This is a genomic window from Nonomuraea sp. NPDC003214, assembly GCF_053590035.1.
Genome location: NZ_JBSFSX010000005.1, coordinates 463794 through 480765, shown reverse-complemented (window position 1 = coordinate 480765; position 16972 = coordinate 463794). Strand labels below are relative to the sequence as shown.

The 16972-nt window shown below is 72.8% G+C and carries 18 protein-coding genes and 2 pseudogenes; 15 read left to right on the top strand and 5 right to left on the bottom strand.

Features of this window, described 5'->3' with window-relative positions; all coding sequences use genetic code 11:
- The first annotated feature begins 150 nt into the window (after nt 1-150).
- Together ACWDXC_RS17955 and ACWDXC_RS17950 are read left to right on the top strand one after the other, a co-directional pair.
- The gene (locus ACWDXC_RS17955; RefSeq protein WP_449982934.1) at nt 151-1044 is read left to right on the top strand and encodes a helix-turn-helix domain-containing protein; all 894 of its coding nucleotides are present in this window, start codon (nt 151-153) and stop codon (nt 1042-1044) included.
- An 11-nt stretch (nt 1045-1055) separates the two neighbouring features.
- Complete coding sequence (locus ACWDXC_RS17950) at nt 1056-1334, top strand: DUF397 domain-containing protein (RefSeq protein WP_219514415.1); 279 nt, start codon at nt 1056-1058, stop codon at nt 1332-1334.
- 491 nt (nt 1335-1825) lie between these two features.
- Here the strand turns inward: ACWDXC_RS17950 and ACWDXC_RS17945 are convergent.
- Nucleotides 1826-1945: pseudogene (locus ACWDXC_RS17945) on the bottom strand (ABC transporter ATP-binding protein); the annotation flags it as partial.
- A gap of 157 nt (nt 1946-2102) precedes the next feature.
- On the opposite strand from ACWDXC_RS17945, the gene ACWDXC_RS17940 reads away from it, so the two are divergent.
- The 5 genes from ACWDXC_RS17940 to ACWDXC_RS17920 all read left to right on the top strand — a co-directional run bounded on the left by ACWDXC_RS17940 (nt 2103) and on the right by ACWDXC_RS17920 (nt 7320).
- Nucleotides 2103-3296, top strand: a complete 1194-nt coding sequence (locus tag ACWDXC_RS17940) for a sensor histidine kinase (RefSeq protein WP_449982931.1) — start codon at nt 2103-2105, stop codon at nt 3294-3296.
- Nucleotides 3281-3991 (top strand): LuxR C-terminal-related transcriptional regulator, encoded by a 711-nt coding sequence (locus ACWDXC_RS17935; RefSeq protein WP_449982928.1) that lies wholly within the window; start codon nt 3281-3283, stop codon nt 3989-3991. The genes ACWDXC_RS17940 and ACWDXC_RS17935 overlap by 16 nt, the downstream gene beginning before the upstream one ends.
- Nucleotides 3992-4052: 61 nt before the next feature.
- Nucleotides 4053-5594, top strand: a complete 1542-nt coding sequence (locus ACWDXC_RS17930) for an ABC transporter substrate-binding protein (RefSeq protein WP_449982925.1) — start codon at nt 4053-4055, stop codon at nt 5592-5594.
- On the top strand, nt 5591-6520 hold the full coding sequence (locus ACWDXC_RS17925; protein ID WP_449982923.1) for an ABC transporter permease: 930 nt from the start codon (nt 5591-5593) through the stop codon (nt 6518-6520). Before ACWDXC_RS17930 ends, ACWDXC_RS17925 begins: the two co-directional genes overlap by 4 nt.
- Nucleotides 6517-7320, top strand: coding sequence for an ABC transporter permease (locus ACWDXC_RS17920; RefSeq protein ID WP_449982920.1), 804 nt, complete (start codon nt 6517-6519; stop codon nt 7318-7320). Before ACWDXC_RS17925 ends, ACWDXC_RS17920 begins: the two co-directional genes overlap by 4 nt.
- On the opposite strand, the gene ACWDXC_RS17915 is transcribed toward ACWDXC_RS17920, so the two are convergent.
- From ACWDXC_RS17915 to ACWDXC_RS17900, 4 genes and pseudogenes are all read right to left on the bottom strand, one after another.
- On the bottom strand, nt 7299-8039 hold the full coding sequence (locus tag ACWDXC_RS17915) for a class I SAM-dependent methyltransferase (RefSeq protein WP_357592360.1): 741 nt from the start codon (nt 8037-8039) through the stop codon (nt 7299-7301). The genes ACWDXC_RS17920 and ACWDXC_RS17915 overlap by 22 nt on opposite strands.
- 42 nt (nt 8040-8081) lie before the next feature.
- Nucleotides 8082-8462 carry a fluoride efflux transporter CrcB gene (gene crcB / locus ACWDXC_RS17910; protein WP_449982917.1) on the bottom strand — a complete coding sequence of 127 codons (381 nt, stop codon included), beginning with the start codon at nt 8460-8462 and terminating at the stop codon, nt 8082-8084.
- The gene (locus ACWDXC_RS17905) at nt 8459-8854 is read right to left on the bottom strand and encodes a fluoride efflux transporter FluC (protein WP_449982914.1); all 396 of its coding nucleotides are present in this window, start codon (nt 8852-8854) and stop codon (nt 8459-8461) included. The genes crcB and ACWDXC_RS17905 overlap by 4 nt, the downstream gene beginning before the upstream one ends.
- A pseudogene (locus ACWDXC_RS17900) lies at nt 8854-10071 on the bottom strand (ammonium transporter). The gene ACWDXC_RS17905 and the pseudogene ACWDXC_RS17900 overlap by 1 nt, the downstream one beginning before the upstream one ends.
- A gap of 122 nt (nt 10072-10193) precedes the next feature.
- On the opposite strand from ACWDXC_RS17900, the gene ACWDXC_RS17895 reads away from it, so the two are divergent.
- The 8 genes from ACWDXC_RS17895 to ACWDXC_RS17860 are packed head-to-tail and all read left to right on the top strand — an operon-like array spanning nt 10194 to nt 16892.
- Entirely contained in the window at nt 10194-11126 is a 933-nt protein-coding gene (locus ACWDXC_RS17895) for an urea transporter (RefSeq protein WP_357592368.1), read from the top strand.
- Between the two features lie 9 nt (nt 11127-11135).
- A complete protein-coding gene (locus tag ACWDXC_RS17890) occupies nt 11136-11441 on the top strand; it encodes an urease subunit gamma (protein WP_357592370.1) in 306 nt (101 codons plus the stop codon).
- Nucleotides 11442-11471: 30 nt separating this feature from the next.
- On the top strand, nt 11472-11948 hold the full coding sequence (locus tag ACWDXC_RS17885; RefSeq protein ID WP_449982911.1) for an urease subunit beta: 477 nt from the start codon (nt 11472-11474) through the stop codon (nt 11946-11948).
- 6 nt (nt 11949-11954) lie between these two features.
- Nucleotides 11955-13679, top strand: a complete 1725-nt coding sequence (gene ureC, locus ACWDXC_RS17880; RefSeq protein ID WP_357592372.1) for an urease subunit alpha — start codon at nt 11955-11957, stop codon at nt 13677-13679.
- The gene (locus tag ACWDXC_RS17875; protein ID WP_449982908.1) at nt 13676-14347 is read left to right on the top strand and encodes an urease accessory protein UreF; all 672 of its coding nucleotides are present in this window, start codon (nt 13676-13678) and stop codon (nt 14345-14347) included. Before ureC ends, ACWDXC_RS17875 begins: the two co-directional genes overlap by 4 nt.
- Before the next feature lie 12 nt (nt 14348-14359).
- Nucleotides 14360-14986, top strand: coding sequence for an urease accessory protein UreG (ureG, locus tag ACWDXC_RS17870; protein ID WP_449982906.1), 627 nt, complete (start codon nt 14360-14362; stop codon nt 14984-14986).
- A 35-nt stretch (nt 14987-15021) separates the two neighbouring features.
- Nucleotides 15022-15909 (top strand): urease accessory protein UreD, encoded by an 888-nt coding sequence (locus ACWDXC_RS17865; protein ID WP_449982903.1) that lies wholly within the window; start codon nt 15022-15024, stop codon nt 15907-15909.
- Entirely contained in the window at nt 15849-16892 is a 1044-nt protein-coding gene (locus tag ACWDXC_RS17860; protein WP_449982900.1) for an FUSC family protein, read from the top strand. The genes ACWDXC_RS17865 and ACWDXC_RS17860 overlap by 61 nt, the downstream gene beginning before the upstream one ends.
- The last annotated feature ends 80 nt before the right edge of the window (nt 16893-16972 follow it).

Genomic DNA, 16972 nt, shown 5'->3' with positions numbered 1-16972 from the left:
CTGCCACTCTTGCCCAGGAAAACTGCACTTCCAACGCCATTGCTTGCGCCCAACTGAGAGGCTTAGCGCAAGGCCCAGTGTGCACCTAACTGCCATGCACCTGCAAGCCCTGAAAATGCATACCTTGCAAATATCGGGAGGGCAACCAAGATGCACGATGACCCCGAGGTGCGAGATGATGTCCTGGTGCCGACGAGACGACAGCCGCCTACTGTCCGCATGCGCCGGTTGGCGGCTGAGCTTCGTCGCCTCCGAGACGCTGCTGGGCTCTCACAAGAAGACGTCACCAATCAGACCGGGGTGAACGTCGCCACCCTCTACCGCATCGAGACTGGCCGCACCAAACCGCAGCTCAGAACGCTTAATGCGCTCCTGGACACTTACGGTGTCACGGGTCCCAGCCGGGACGCCTTGATCCTCCTCCAGCGGGACGCCGGAAAGAGGGGTTGGCTGAACACTGCCGACTCCGGATTGCCCGAGCAGTACACCGCGTACATCAACTTCGAAGCGGAGGCTCGCGAGATCCTCAACTTTGAGGCCACCTTCATCCCGGGCCTGCTCCAGACACCGGACTACGCCCGTCAGGTCATCGCGGGAGTCCTGCCCGCCGCGACCGACGATGACATCCAGCGCCGCGTTGACGCCAGGCTCAAGCGCCAGGAGCTCTTGGGCACTCCAGACGCCCCGCAGCTATGGGCGGTCATCGACGAAGCAGCCTTGCATCGTCGCGTTGGCGGGACCGCCGTGATGCGTGATCAGCTTCGCCACCTAGCCACGCAGGCTCGCAACCCGCACATCACGATCCAAGTGATCCCATTCAAGGCCGGTGCCCACCCGGGCATGCCCGGCAGCTTCATCATCTTGCGCTTCGGGATGATCGCTCCCGACATCGTCTACATCGACAGCATGGGCGGCGACCTCTTCCTAGAAGAGGAAGCCGAGCTAATCAGGCATAACATGGTTTTTGAGCATCTTCGCGCCGTAGCGCTCAGCCCTTCCGACACGGTGACGCTACTGACATCCCTAGGCGAAGATCACGATTGAGAGGAGCTAGGGTGCAGTCCGACCTTTCTAAGGCCCAGTGGCGGACGAGCCGGTTTAGTGGCAACGGCGCAAGCTGTGTTGAGGTCGCCGTCCTGCGTGGTCGTGACGCCGGTGTCCCTAACAAAGCTGACGAGGAGTTCGTGGTGGCCGTTCGTGACACCAAGAACCGCGACCGCGAGCCTCAGTTCTTCACCATCCCCGAATGGGATGCCTTTCTTGCAGGCGTGGCCGAAGGTGACTTCAGTTCCGCATCCTTGATCGCTGGCTACCCCGGCGTGGCAGTCCATTGACGCCCTGCCGAGCAGGCCGCACACGGCGAGACGCCCGGACCATGCTTACGGTCTGGGCGTTTCGCGTACCGGGAGCGAAGGCACGCCTAGGACAAGAGCACTAAAGACCCTTTTGGGAACCCCCACGGGCCGGTCGCCACACTGCGTGCCGTTGGCCCGCTGTTCTCTCCGTAGACCGGCACCGGCGAAGGGTCGCGAGCCACGGCGGGGCTACCGAATCGTTTCGGAGCCAACTGCATGGGGACCCCTCCAAGATCGCAAAAGGGGGGCCGGGGAGGAAAGTGCGGGGGGATGGGCGCGGCCCCTCCCCGAATTAGCAGACCAGCGTAATGCCCCCCTTTTGAGATCTTGCCCCATGCAGTCAGCACCACCGCAACGATTCGTCCGCCCCTCGCCACCGCCCAGCGAATCACCTAACCTCGCAGGTGAGACGTGCACCAACCGCCGCGCCAATCGTTACCGAACCGCAAGCGCCCCAGACCTCTATTGGGCTTGCCCGCGCCGTTGGGGCCCAGGAATCCGGTCACCAGGCCCGGTCTCACGCTGAAGGTCAGCCCGTCCACGGCGACCGTGCGGCCGTAGCGCATGGTCAGTCCCCGTACGTCGATCACGTCTCCCCCTCGTCCGGCTTGGTCGGCCGGAACGAGCCTCGCGGTGCGCGGGCCCGGTCTCCAGGGGGGCCGGTCCACCTCCGGGGTGGGGATTCACCACCCCGGTGGTAGGCGCAGGCCTACCGCCGCACGCTCGCGGGCACGGCAGACTGCAGGGGTGAAGGGGAGGAAGACCGTCGCCCGGCGGGCGCTCGGCGCCGTCGCCGGGGTGGGGGCGCTGGCGCTGAACGCCGCCACCGGGGTGGCCGCGCCCGTTCTGCTCGCCCTGCTGGCGGCGGGCGCCGCGCTGACGCCGCTCACCGGGCGGCCGCTCGCGTGGACGCGCGCGGCGGTGCGGCGGCTGGCCGGCCATCAGCGCCGGTGGGCGCGGCGGGTGCTCGCCCGGGACGGCGACCCGGCGGACGCACCGGCGGGCACACCGGCGGGCGGCCCGGTGGATGCCCCGGTGGGCACACCGGCTGCCGCTCGGCGGGAGGTGCTGTGGCTGGCCGTGCACGCGGTGTCCGGACCGGCCCCCGTGGCCGTGGTGTGGGCGATGCTGGCGGCCCTCGACTATCTGTTCTTCCGGCTCCAGCCGTCCCGCCCGAGCACGCTGAACACGTACTCCATCAGCCTGGCCCTCGTGGCGATCGCGGTCGTGGCCCTGCTGGCCGTGCCGCTGTTCCGCACCGGGCAGGCGCGGCTGGCGCGGCTGCTGCTCGACGCGCGGCCCGTGCCGGACGCGCGCATCCGGGAGCTGACCGCCTCCCGCGCCGCGGTCGTCGACGCGCACGCCGCCGAGCTGCGCCGCATCGAACGCGACCTGCACGACGGCGCCCAGGCCAAGCTCATCGCCATCCGCATGAGCCTGGGGCTGGCGCGCGCCGCCGCCGACCCGGACGAGGTGCTGCGCGCGGTCGACGAGGCCAGGGAGGTCGCCGGTCAGGCCCTGACCGACCTGCGCGACCTGGTACGCGGCATCCACCCGCCGGTGCTGGCCGACCGCGGCCTGCCGGGCGCGATCGGGGCGTCCGCGCTGCTCTGCCCGATCCCCGTCGACGTCGACGCCGAGCTGCCCGGCCGCCCGCAGCCGCCCGTCGAGTCGGCGGCGTACTTCGCGGCGGCCGAGGCGCTGGCCAACGTGGCCAAGCACAGCGGCGCGTCACGGGCGTGGGTACGGCTGCGGCACACCGGTGGCGTGCTGCGGCTGACCGTGGGCGACGACGGTCACGGCGGCGTGCGCCGCGACCTCGGCACCGGCGTGCGCGGCATCGAGGACCGGCTCTCGGCCTTCGACGGCACGCTCACCGTGGACAGCCCGCCGGGCGGGCCGACCGAGCTGATCATGGAGGTGCCGTGCGCGTTGTCATAGCCGAGGACCTGGCCCTGCTGCGCGACGGGCTGGTCCGGCTGCTGTCGGCGTACGGCTGCACCGTGGTGGAGGCGGTCGACAACGGCCCGATGCTGCTGGAGGCGCTGCTGCGGCACCGCCCCGACGTGTCGGTGATCGACGTGCGGCTGCCGCCGGGCTTCACCGACGAGGGGCTGCGCGCCGCCCTGGAGGCGCGGGCCCGGGTGCCGGGGCTGCCGGTGCTGATCCTGTCGCAGTACGTGGAGCAGCTGTACGCCAGGGAGCTGCTGTCGGACCGGTCCGGCGGGGTGGGCTACCTGCTGAAGGACCGGGTGGGCGACGTCGACAGGTTCGTCGGCGCGGTGCGCCAGGTGGCGGCCGGGGGCACCGCGATGGACCCGGAGGTCGTCTCGCAGCTCCTCACCCGGCGTGGCCGGGACGAGCCGCTGGCCGCGCTGACGCCGCGCGAGCGGGAGGTGCTGGCCCTGATGGCGGAGGGCCTGTCCAACCTGGCGATCGCGGCGCGCTTCCACGTCACCGACAAGGCGGTCGCCAAGCACACCACGAACATCTTCGCCAAGCTCGGCCTGCCCCCGTCCGACGACCACAACCGGCGCGTCATGGCGGTCCTGGCCTACCTTCAGGCCACCCCGCAGCCGCCCCCCGGCCCCGCCGGGCGTCCCGGCCGGGATTTCCGATCTCCTCAAATCAGCTGAATACGGTTATCGTTTGCGTGCCGGACATGCCGACCGGCCGGGACGCGGACGGGAGATCAGGGTGCGAGGACGAGCCACGATCCTGCTGCTGGCGTTGCTGGGCGCGGTCCTGGCGGGCTGCGGCGCGCCGGAGCAGGCGGGCGCCGGGCAGCTCACGCTGGCAGCCCCGCGTGACCTCGTCGCCGGGCTGCAGGACCCGTACTACACGCATCAGACGCTGGGCGTGTGGGAGCCGCTGGTGACGGTGGACGACCGGCTGCGGCCGGTCCCGGCGCTGGCCGTCTCGTGGGAGCGGGCCGAGCGGGGGCGGCGCTGGACGTTCACGCTGCGCGACGGGGTGCGGTTCAGCGACGGGTCGCCGCTGACGGCCGAGGCCGTGGTCGCCAACGTCCGCCGGTTCCTGCGGATCGCGCCCCGCCAGTCGGCGTTCTTCAGCCTCGACGCCGGGATGGAGGCGGCCTACGGCAAGCTCCGCGACGTGCGGGCCGAGGCGGGCAGGGTGACGTTCGAGCTGGCCGAACCGGTGGCCGACCTGCCGGCCAGGATCGCCGGGTTCTTCAGCATGGTGCAGTCGCCGAAGGCGTTCGCCGCCTCGGGCGACTTCACCGGCCAGCCGGTCGGGACCGGCCCGTACAGGCTCGTGGAGTGGGTGAAGGGGCAGCGGGCGGTGCTGGCCGCCAACCCGCACCACCACGGCGGCGCGCCGGCCTACGACCGGATCGTGGTCCGGGTGATCCCCGACGCGAACGCGCGCGTGGCGGCGCTGCGGGCGGGCGAGGTCGACGGGCTGATCGACAAGGGCGCGCTGCTGCCGGGGCAGGTGGGCGCGGTGGCCGCCGACCCCGGCTTCCGGGTGGTGCGCAGCCCGTCGGTGCTCACGCATTACCTGACGTTCAACGCCTCGCGCGGCCCGTTCGCCGACGCCCGGTTACGGGAGGCGGCCGAGCTGGCCGTCGACCGGCGGGCCGTCGCGCGCACGCTGCTCGGGGGCACGGCGACGGCGGGCGGGGCGTTCCTGTCGCCGGTCTTCGGCGAGCTCGCCGCCCCGGGCCTGGGCGCCCCGCACGACCCGGGACGGGCCCGCGAGCTGGTCGCCGCCGCGGGCGCGCCGGCCGAGCCGGTGTCGATCCTCGTCTCGTCCGCCGAGACGGGGCAGTTCCCGTACCCGGGCATCGCCGAGGTGCTGCGGGCCGCGCTGGAGCAGGCCGGGCTGCCCGCGCGGGTGACGGTGGCCGAGGCCACCAAGGCGGTGATGGAGGCCGGCGACTACGACCTCTTCCTGAGCGCGTACAGCGTGCCGAACGGCGACCCCGACTACCTGTTCCGCCGGTTCCTGCACTCCGACGCGGCGTGGAACACCGAGCGGCGGCTCGGCTACCGCAGCGCCGCCTTCGACGACCTGGTCGACGAGGCCGCCGTCGAGACCGATCCGGGCGCCCGGCGCGAGCTGTACCACCGCGTCCAGCGGATGCTCGCGGCCGACCGGCCGATGATCCCGCTGGCCTACCAGGACAACGCGATCGTCACGACGAGCCGGGTCGGCGGCGTGCGGCAGAGCGTGGCGTACGTGGTGGACCTGGGCGCGCTCGTCCCGCAGCGGTGACGGCCGTCGTCCTGCGGCGCGGCGCGGAGCTGCTGCTCGCGCTGCTGGGCGTGTCGGTGCTGGTGTTCCTGCTGACGTCGCTGGCGCCGGGCGACCCGGCGGAGGAGATCCTGCGGCGCGGCGGCGTGCAGCCGACGGCGGCCGGCGTGGCGTCGCTGCGGGCCGAGCTCGGCCTCGACCAGCCGCTGTTCACCCGCTACCTGCGCTGGCTGGGCGGGGTGGCGGGCGGCGACCTCGGCCGGTCCTACGCCGACCGGTCCCCGGTGGCCGCCGAGGTGTTCTCGCGGGTCCCGGCGACGCTGCGGCTGGCGGGGGCGTCGGCGCTGGTCGCGGTGGGGCTCGCGGTGCTCGCCTCGGTCCGCGTCGCCCTGCGGCCACGCGCGCCGCTCAGCCGGGCGATCGCGCTGGTGACGGTGGCGCTCACGGGCGTGCCGCCGTACATCGTCGGCATCCTGCTGATCAGCGTCGTGGCGGTCGGCCTGCGGGCGCTGCCCACGGGCGGCGACACTGGCCCGGGCGCTGTGGTGCTGCCCGCGCTCACGCTCGGGCTGGCGGGCGCGGCGACGCTGCTGCGGCTGCTGCGCGCCGACCTCGCCGACGCGCTGCGGCAGCCGTTCGTCCGGCTGGCCGCCGCGAAGGGCCTGCGCGCGCGGCGGACGGTCCTGGTGCACGCCGTACGGGTGGCCGCGCCGAACGCCGTCACCGCCGCCGGCGTGGTGCTCGCCGAGCTGCTGGCCGGGGCGGTGGTGGTGGAGACGCTGTTCGCCTGGCCGGGCGTGGGGCAGCTCGCGGTGACGGCGATCCGGCAGCGCGACGTGCCGGTGGTGCAGGCGTACGTGCTCGTCACCGGGGCCGCGATCGTGCTGCTGCTGGCGTGCGTGGAGCTGTGCCTGGCGGCGTGCGACCCGAGGGTGCGGCGGCGATGAGGGGACGCGCCGGGCAGGCGCTGCTCGCGGCGGTCGCGCTGTTCTGCCTGGTCACGCCGCTGGTGTCGGGGCACGATCCGCACGCGCCCGACCTGGGGCGGGCCATGCTGCCGCCCGGTGGCGGGCACTGGCTGGGCACCGACCAGCTCGGCCGTGACCTGCTCACCAGGACGGCGGCTGCGGGCCGTACGTCGCTGCTGGTGGCGCTGGCGGTGACGGCGGCCACGACGGCGCTCGGCGCGGTGACGGGCGCCGCCGCCGGGCTGGCCGGCGGGGTCGCGGACCGGCTGCTGGGCTTCGCCGCGACCGTGGCGCTCGCCCTGCCGGGGCTCACGCTGGCGCTCGCGCTGGCGGGCGTGCTGCGGCACGGGTACGGCACGGTGCTGGCCGCGCTGGTGCCGCTCGGCTGGGTGAGCTGCGGGCTCGTCGCCCGCACCGCGACCCGGCAGGCGGCCGCCTCCGATCACGTGCTGGCGGTGCGGGCCATCGGCGCGTCACGCCTCTACCTGCTGCGGCGCACGATCGGGCCGGAGCTGGCCGGTCCGCTGCTGACCGTCGCCACGGCCGACTTCGCCAGGGCGCTGGTCGCGGTCACGTCGCTGAGCTTCCTGGGGGCCGGGCTGCCGCCGCCCGACACCGACTGGGGCGGCATGGTGAGCGAGGCCACGCCGCTGCTGGTGGCCGCGCCCCGGCTGGCCGTCGTGCCCGCGCTCGCCCTGGCCGTCACCGGCCTCGCCGTCGCGCTCGTGGCCGACGCGCGGCGGGCGGCTCAGGCGGCTCAGGCGGGCGGGAGCCGGTAGACCGACACGTGCGAGCGCGAGTCGGCGGTGAACTCCGCCCCGCTCCAGTCGGCGTGCCGCGACTCCAGCTCGAACCCGGCGAGCTGCGCCATCAGGTCGAGCTCGGCCGGCCACACGTAACGCTGCGGGGTGCGGAACAGCTCCGCCTGCCGCCCGTCGCCGAACGTGAAGTGGTGCGACACGACGAGCTGCCGCACCACGTCGTAGGTGTCGAGCCCGATGTAGCCGGGCTCGCTGTGGTAGACCATCGCCTGCTGGCCCGGCGGGAGCCTGCGCAGCTCAGGCACCCAGAGCTCGATCACGAACCGGCCGCCGGGCGACAGGTGCCGGGCCGCGTTGCGGAAGCAGGCGACCTGCTCGGCCTGGGTGAGCAGGTTGCCGATCGTGTTGTAGACGAGGTAGACGAGCGAGTACGCGCCCGGGGCGACCGCGCTCGCCATGTCGCCGGCGACCACCGGGATCGCCGCCTCGCCGGCCTTGGTGCGCAACTGGTCGATCATCGGCTGGGACAGCTCGATGCCGGTGACGGGCACCCCGCGCTCGGCCAGCGGCACCGCGACCCGGCCGGTGCCGATGGCGAACTCCAGCGCCCGCCCGCCGCCCGCGAGCGCGGCGAGCCGGTCGACCGCGGGCTTGAGCACCTCGGGCGCGAACATGCCGGTGCCCGGCGTGTCGTAGCGGCGCGCGGTCTCGGCGTCCCAGATCTCCTCCTGTCGCATGTTCCCCACCCTGACCCGGCGGCGTCCGGGCTGTCCACCGCTTCACGGCCGGGTGAGCGCCGCGCCGAGCAGGTAGCAGAGGCAGACGGCGGCCAGGCCGAGCACGAGGTTCATCCCGATGTTGACCAGCGCCCTGCCGGTCGATCCGGCCGCGAGCAGCTTGTACGTGTCGGTGCTGAACGTGCTGAACGTGGTCAGCGCGCCGCAGAAGCCGGTGCCGACCAGCGACAGCACGGCGTGCGGCAGCGCCCCGTTCGAGGTCATGCCCATGAGGACGCCGAGAACGGCCGAGCCGATCACGTTGACGGCCAGCGTGCCCCACGGCAGGGCGGTGCCGGCGCGCTTCTTGACGAACGAGTCGATCAGGTAGCGGGCGGGGGCTCCGGTCACGCCGCCGGCGAACACGGCCAGGACGAGCATCATCGCGTGCTCCTCCCGAGGTGGATGCCCGCCCAGACGGCGAGCAGGCCGAGGCCGACGCTGAGCACGAGGTAGACGGCGGCCCAGCCGGGCGTGCCACCGGCGGTCAGCTCCCGGACGCCGTCGACGAGGTGCGAGAACGTGGTGAACCCGCCCAGGAACCCGGTGCCGAGCAGCATCTTCAGCGGCTGCCGGTGCAGCGGGTGCGCGGTCAGCTCGGCGGTCAGCAGCCCCATGAGCAGGCAGCCGACGGTGTTGACGACGAGGGTGGGCCACGGCAGCGGGTGGGAGGCGCCCATCAGCGTCTCGGTGAGCAGGTGCCGGGCCACCGCGCCGGCGCCGCCGCCCAGCGCGACGAAGGCGAGCGCGCGGGCCGGGTGCCGGTCGGCGGCCATCAGCCCTCCGCCCTGAACTGGGTGTCGGAGCCGGCGAGCTGCTCGGCCTCGGTCTCCCGCATGCGGAAGAGGCGGTCGACGACCTTGCCGATCAGGTACGTGACGACGAAGGAGTACAGGGCGACCACGATGACGGCGGCGATCTGCTTGAGCAGCAGCCCGATCGAGCCCCCGTACAGCAGGCCCCTGGTGGCGCTCGCCGTGGCGCCGGTGGCGAACAGGCCGATGAGGACGGTGCCGACGACGCCGCCCGCGCCGTGCACGCCCACGACGTCCAGCGTGTCGTCGTAGCCGAGGACGAGCTTCCAGGTGACGGCGAACGACACGACGACGGCGGCGACGACGCCGATGACCAGCGCGCCCTCGACGTTGACGTACGCGCACGACGGGGTGATGGCGACGAGCCCGGCCAGCGCGCCGGTGGCCGAGCCGAGCCGGGTGAAGCGGCGGTAGCGGACCCATTCGATGACCAGCCAGGCGAGCATCCCGGCCGCGCCGGCGATCATGGTGTTGAGGAAGGCGTTGACCGCCACCCTGCCGTCGGCCATGGCCGAGCCCGCGTTGAAGCCGAACCAGCCGAACCACAGCAGGCCCAGGCCGAGCATGACGAACGGGATGTTGCTCGGCTCCGGCGGCTCCTTCCTGCGGAACCTGACGCCGGGCCCGAGCGCGACGGCGAGCGCGAGTCCGGCCATGCCCGAGTTGAGCTCCACGACCAGGCCGCCGGCGAAGTCGAGCACCCCCCACCGGTTGATCCAGCCCGCCTGGTCGAACACCCAGTGCGCGATGGGGAAGTACACCAGCGTCACCCAGACGACCGAGAACAGGATTCACGGCCCGAGCCGGGTCCGCCCGGCGACCGAGCCGCTGATGAGCGCGACCGTGATGATGGCGAAGGTGAGCTGGAACAGCGCGAAGGCGAACGTGGGCACCCGGCCGTGCAGCATGCCGGGCGCGATGTCGGAGAAACGCAGGTCGCCGAAGCCGATCAGCCCGGCGCCGCCCACGTCCGGCCCGAAGACGAGGCCGTAGCCGTAGCCGAACCACAGGATCGTCACCAGCGCGATGGAGACGAAGCTCATGAAGAGCATGCTGAGCACGTTGCGGGCGCGGACCATGCCGCCGTAGAAGAAGGCGAGTCCGGGGGTCATGAGCAGCACCATGGCGGTGCTCACGAGCACCCATGCGGAGTCTCCGGTGTTCAGTCCTGGCGGCATGGCTCGACCTCTTTCCCCAGGGCAGAAGATGATCGGCCGGGCGGGCATCGAAACCGTCAATGGAATACCTTTAGATGCCGCTGACCTGCTTGAACGCGCCTGTGATGGGGATGCTCCGGCCCGTGCGCGCCACCGTCTCCGATCTGCCTCTGGCCTCCCTGCGGGGTGTCGGTCAGGTCGAGTTCCAGACCGACTACCGGACCGCCGCCTGCTTCGTCGTCGCGCTCTTCGCGGGCGGCTGGCAGTTCGGCGTCTTCGGTCTCGTCGGCGCCGTCGCGGCCACACTCACCGCGTGGTTCCTCGGCGTCTCCGGGGATCGCGTCACGGGCGGGCTCGAAGGGTTCAACGGGACGCTGATCGGCGTCGCGCTGGTGCTGTACTTCGACGCCCGCTGGATCACCCTGCTGCTGGTGGTCGTCGGCTCGGTCATGGGCAGCGTGCTGACGGCGGCGCTCAACGCGCTGCTCACGCCGCACGACCTGCCGACGTTCACGGCGCCGTTCTGCGCGGTGACCACGGTGATGCTGATCGGCGGCCCGGCCTTCGACCGGGTGTGGAGCGGGCGCAGCCTGGCGGCGCCGCCGTCGGCGGGGTTCCCCGGCCCGGAGGTGTCGTTCGCGGACCTGTGGCAGGGGCTGCTCAACGGGATCGGCCAGGTGTTCTTCCAGGACAAGTGGTACGTCGGGCTGATCTTCCTGATCGGGCTCCTGTTCGCCGGGTGGGTCGTGGCGCTGGCCGCGCTGGTCTCCAGCGCGGTGGGCATCGTCGTGGCGCTGCTGCTGGGCGCGCCCGCGGCCGACATCGGCGCGGGCCTGTACGGCTACAACGGCGTGCTGACCGGGATCGCGCTGTGCGGCACGTTCGTCGCGCTGACCCCGCTCGGCGTGCTGTACGCGCTGGCGGGGGTGGTGTCGGCGACGCTGCTGACCGCGTTCGTCGGCAACCTCTTCGAGCCGGTCGGCGGGCACACCCTGACCTGGCCCTTCGTCATAGTCACCTGGATCTTCCTGGCGGCGGTGCCGGTCTTCTCCGGCCTGCGCCGCAGTAGCACCTAAGGAGAGCTCATGAACCTGGCCCCGCGCGAGATCGACAAGCTGCTGATCTACGTGGTCGCCGACCTGGCGGGCAAGCGGCGCGAGCGCGGCCTCAAGCTGAACTACAGCGAGGCGGTGGCGCTGATCAGCGTCGCGGTCCTGGAGGCCGCCCGCGAGGGCAAGACCGTCGCCGAGTGCATGGAGCTCGGCAAGCAGGTGCTCGGCGCCGGCGACGTCATGCCCGGCGTGCGCGAAATGCTCAAGCTCATGCAGGTCGAGGCGTCGTTCAAGGACGGCTCCAAGCTCGTTTCCTGCCACGACCCCATCGGCGGCTGACCACCCGCCCCGCTCACCAGAGGAGAGATCATGACGGACACCGACAGGGTCGTCCACGCCGACGAGCCGATAGAGATCAACGCCGGCCGGCCGACGATCACGCTGACCGTGCGCAACACCGGGGACCGGGCCGTCCAGGTGGGCTCGCACTTCCACTTCTTCGAGGCCAACCGGGCGCTCAGCTTCGACCGCGAGAAGGCGTTCGGCATGCGCCTGGACATCCCGGCGGGCACCGCCGTGCGGATCGAGCCGGGCGACACCCGCCAGGTCACGCTCGTCGAGTACGGCGGCGGCATGCGCGTCGTCGGCTTCGCCGGGCTGCTCGACGGCGGCATCAGGGCCAGGGACGCGCGCACGCACGCGCTGCGCCGGCTGGCCGAGCTGGGCTACCTGGACGAGCCGGAGCCCGAGGCCGTGAAGGAGGAGCGGGGAGCCAGGACCGCCGCCAAGGCCCCGGCTCGCAAGCCCGCCGCCAAGAAGGCGCCCGCCAAGAAGAAGAAGGGCTGACCGGCCATGGGCACGATGAGCCGCAAGCAGTACGTGGACATGTTCGGGCCGACGGTGGGCGACCGGGTCCGGCTGGCCGACACCAACCTGGTGATCGAGATCGAGAAGGACCACTCGGCCGGCTACTACGGCGACGAGGCCGTCTACGGCGGCGGCAAGTCCGTCCGCGACGGCATGTCGGCCGACCCCGGCTCGCAGAACGCCACCATCGCCCTCGACCTGGTGATCACCAACGTGGTGGTGCTGGACCCGGTGCTCGGCGTCGTCAAGGGCGACATCGGCATCAAGGACGGCCGGATCGTCGGCATCGGCAAGTCCGGCAACCCGCACACCCAGAACGGCGTGGACCGGCGTCTGATCATCGGCGCGGGCACCGAGGTCCTGTCGGGCGAGAACATGATCGCCACCCCGGGCGCCATCGACCCGCACGTGCACCTGATCGCGCCGCAGCAGGCCCAGGCCGCGCTGAGCAACGGCATCACCACGCTGATCGGCGGCGGCACCGGCCCGACCGACGGCACCCGGGGCACCACGTGCACGCCGGGCCCGTGGAACATCGGCCGGATGCTGCAGGCCGTCGAGGCGCTGCCGGTCAACATCGGCATCATGGCCAAGGGCAACGGGAGCATGCCGGCGGCACTGGCCGAGCAGGTCCGGGCCGGGGCCTGCGCACTGAAGGTGCACGAGGACTGGGGCTCCACCCCGGCTGTGGTGGACTGCGCGCTGCGGGTCGCCGACGAGTTCGACGTGCAGGTGGCGCTGCACGCCGACAGCCTCAACGAGGCCGGCTACCTGGAGGACACGATCAGCGCGATCAACGGCCGGGCGATCCACACCTTCCACACGGAGGGGGCGGGCGGCGGCCACGCGCCGGACATGATCCGCATCGCCGGTGAGCCGAACGCGCTGCCGTCCTCGACGAACCCGACGCTCCCGTACACGATCAACTCGGCCGACGAGCTCCTCGACATGGTGATGGTCTGCCACCACCTGAGCCACGACATCCCCGAGGACGTCTCCTTCGCCGACAGCCGGGTGCGGGTGGAGACGATCGCCGCCGAGACGGTGCTGCAGGACATGGGCGTGATCAGCATGTTCTCCTCCGACTCGCAGGCGATGGGCCGCATCGGCGAGTCGTTCACCCGCGCCTTCCAGACCGCGCACCATTGCAAGGACCAGCGGGGCAAGCTGCCCGAGGACTCCGAGCGCAACGACAACGAGCGCGTGCTTCGCTATCTGGCGAAGCTGACGATCAACCCGGCCCGCACCACCGGCATCGCCGAGACGGTCGGCTCGCTGGAGGACGGCAAGCTGGCCGACATCGTGCTGTGGCCGTTCACCTCGTTCGCGGCCAAGCCGGCGCTCGTGGTCAAGGGCGGGCTGATCAACTGGGCGCAGATGGGCGACCCGAACGCGTCGCTGCCGACGCCTCAGCCGGTCTACTACCGGCCGATGTACGGGGCGATGGGGATGGCGCAGCGCAAGAGCAACGTGACGTTCCTGCCGGACGCGGCGATCGCCGCCGGGGTGCCGGAGCGGCTGGGCCTGCAGCGGCTGATCAGCAAGGTGCGCCACGCCCGCACCGTCGACAAGCGGCACATGGTGCGCAACTCGGCGCTGCCCGTCATCACGGTGGACCCGGAGACGTACAAGGTGACCGTCGACGGCGAGCACGCCACGATCGCGCCGGCGCGGGAGCTGCCGCTGAACCACCTGTTCTTCCTGGCATGAGCCTGCTCGCCCAGCTTCAGCTCACCGACTCGGCCTTCCCGAGCGGCCTCTACACGCTCTCCCACGGGCTGGAGGCGTACGCGCAGGCCGGGCCGGTCGATGTGGCCGCGCTGCTGGAGGACGTGCTGCTGAACGCGGCCGGGCCCGGCGACGCGGCCGCGCTGGCGCTCGTCCACCGCGCGGTGACGGCGGGCGACTGGGACACGGTCGTGGCGGTGGACCGGCGGCTGCACGCCGTCAAGCTCAACCGGGAGATCCGGGCCGCCGCCGTCAGGACCGGCAAGCAGGTCCTGACGACGGCGGCGCTGGTCTTCGCCACGCCGGAGCTGGACCGGCTCGCCCGGCTGGCCGGCGACAAGGTCACGCCGGGCAACCACGCCGTCGTGCTGGGCGCCGCCTACGCGGGGCTCGGCGTGCCGGTGGACGCCGCCGTGACCGGCGACCTGTACGCCTTCGCGGCGAGCTGGGTCAGCGCCGCCGTCCGGCTGCGCAGGCTCGACTTCCGGCAGGCCCAGGCCACGCTGTACGGCGCGGCGGGCGCGCTCGGGCGGGCCGCCGAGCACGCGCTGGCGGCGGCCGGGCCGCTCGACCTGTACGCCGCCACGCCGCTCGCCGACACGATGAGCGCCGTTCACGAGCGGGCCGAGGCCCGCCTGTTCACCACCTGAAAGGCAACGCGCATGGACAACGTTCGCAAGATCGGCATCGGCGGGCCCGTCGGATCCGGCAAGACCGCGCTGATCGAGGCGCTGGTGCCCATCCTGCTCGACCGGGGCCGCAGCGTCGGCGTCATCACCAACGACATCTACACGGTCGAGGACGCCGACCACGTCAAGCGCACGCTCGCCGGCATGCTCGACCCGGAGCGGATCGTCGGCGTGGAGACCGGCTCCTGCCCGCACACGGCGGTGCGCGACGACCCGTCGATGAACCTGGCGGCCGGGGCCGAGCTGGTCGAGCGCTTCCCCGACATCGACATGCTGCTGTACGAGAGCGGCGGCGACAACCTCACCCTCACCTTCAGCCCGGCGCTGGCCGACGTGTACGTGTTCGTCCTGGACACCGGCGAAGGGGACAAGATGCCGCGCAAGCGGGGGCCCGGCATCACGGACTCCGACCTGCTCGTCATCAACAAGGTGGACATCGCCCCGTACGTGCGTGCCGACGTGGAGGTGATGACGCGTGACGCCCTCCGGGTCCGGGAGGGGCGGCCGGTCGTCCTCACCGACTCGCTGCGCGGCACCGGGGTGCCCGAGGTCGCCGACTTCGTCACCAGCCACCGGCCGGCATGCTCGCCGGCCCGGTAGACCGGCTGGACGCCGGCCACTACACGATCCCGTCCGTGCCGGCAGAGGTGGCGCGGCACGCGCACGTGCCGGACACGCTGCCCGTCGGCAGCCCCGGCAAGGTGGGCGTGCTGGAGCTGGCCTTCGAGCGGCGCGGCGGGCGGAGCGAGCTGACCGGCCACTACCAGAAGGCGCCGCTGCAGATCATGCGCCCGCTCTACTTCGACCCGGCGCGGCCCGACCTGCCGTACGTGATCGTCATGTCCACGGGCGGCGGCGTGCTGCAGGGCGACCGCTACAGGCTGGACGTGACCTGCGGCGAGGGCGCCGGCGTGCACGTGACCACGCAGGCGGCGACGAAGGTCTACCGGATGGAGCAGGACTACGCCACCCAGCTCGTCACGATCACCGCGGGGCCGGGCGCGTACGTCGAGTACCTGCCCGACCCGGTGATCCCGTTCGCCGGCTCCCGCTTCTACCAGCGCACCCGGGTCGGCGCCGGAGCCGGGGCGAGCGTGGTCGTCGGCGAGACCATGCTGGCCGGGCGGCTGGCCAGGGGCGAGCGGCACGCGTACACCGCCTTCTGCAACGACCTGGAGGCGTACGGGCCGGACGGGGATCTGCTGTTCGCCGATCCGCTGCGGCTCGTCCCCGGGCGGGCGCCGGTCACCGGGCCCGCCATGTTCGGCGGCCACGGCGTGCTGTCCACGCTGTACGCGATCACGCCCGCCGTGGACGCCGGCGAGCTGGCCGGGGCCCTGCACGAGGCGGTGGCGGGCAGCGGGCTGGCGGGCGGGGCGAGCGTGCTGCCGAACGGCGCCGGCGCCTGGGCGAGGCTGCTCGGCGCGGAGACCCCGCACGTCAACGCGACCCTGGACCGACTGTGGGACGTCACCCGGCGCATGATCACCGGCAGCCCGGCTCCCGACCGGCGCAAGCCCTGAGGGCAGCGGCCGGGTGGCCGCGCCGGGCGTGGGACCTGCTGCGGCCGGAGGGCAGGCCGGACGTCCCGGTGGGCGTCGCGGCCGGAGCGTCGATCATGCTGCCGCTGCTCGCCGGGGCCTGGCTGGACCGCCCGGGGTCCGGCCCGGGAGTGGGCACGGGGTTCGGGGCCGCCATGTCGCTGGCCACCACGCTCATGCTCATGCCGGCGGCCTTCCCGCTGCCCCGGCTCATGCTCGTGCGCGGCGTCGAGGTCACCGCGGCGGGCGTGTGCGCCTGGCTCACCGGCGCGCACCCGTGGCTGCTGGCCGCGGCCGTGACGGCCGCCGCGGTCGCCGGGGCGCTCTGGCCGGTCCTGGGGACGACGGGCGCGCTCGCCACCCTGTTCGTCGCGATCATGGGTGGGGCGGACGTCGTGGGCGTGCCCGGCGTGGCCCAGGCGGCCGGTGCGGTGTGGGGGGCGCTCGTCGCGCTGCTGCTCGGCCGGCTGTCGGGCGGCGGCTCCCCGCGGCCGGAACCGGGCGGGTCGAGGCTGCGGCACGCCGCCCGGCTCGGCGTGCTCGTCGGCGCCGCCATGACGCTGGTCGCGAGCCTCGGGCTGCGCGTCGCCGAAGGCCACTGGCTGGTGACCTCCATCCTCAACACGATGCGGCCCACGCCCGAGGCCACCGGCACCCGCTACGCCAAGCGGATGCTGGGCAGCCTGGCCGGCGGCGCCCTGGCGGCGCTCATCCTCATCGGGCACCCGTCGACGCTGGTCACCGCGCTGTGCGTGGGCGCCGCCGGGGCGCTGGCGCACGCCTACCGGGCGGCCAACTACGCCTATTGGGCGATCTGGATGCCGGTGATGCTGTTGCTGCTCAGCGACTTCAGCCGGCCGGAGCCGTGGACCGCCTCGCTGGCCCGGACGGCCATGAACCTTCTCGGCGGGCTGGCCGCGCTGATGGCGACCCGCTGGTTGTGGCCCGGCCGGCGCGACGCGTGAAGACCGGATTCGGTGATCGACTGACTACGCTGCGCAGTTGTCTCTAGGTTGCGACAGGAGCGCCGCTCCCCCGCCCGCAG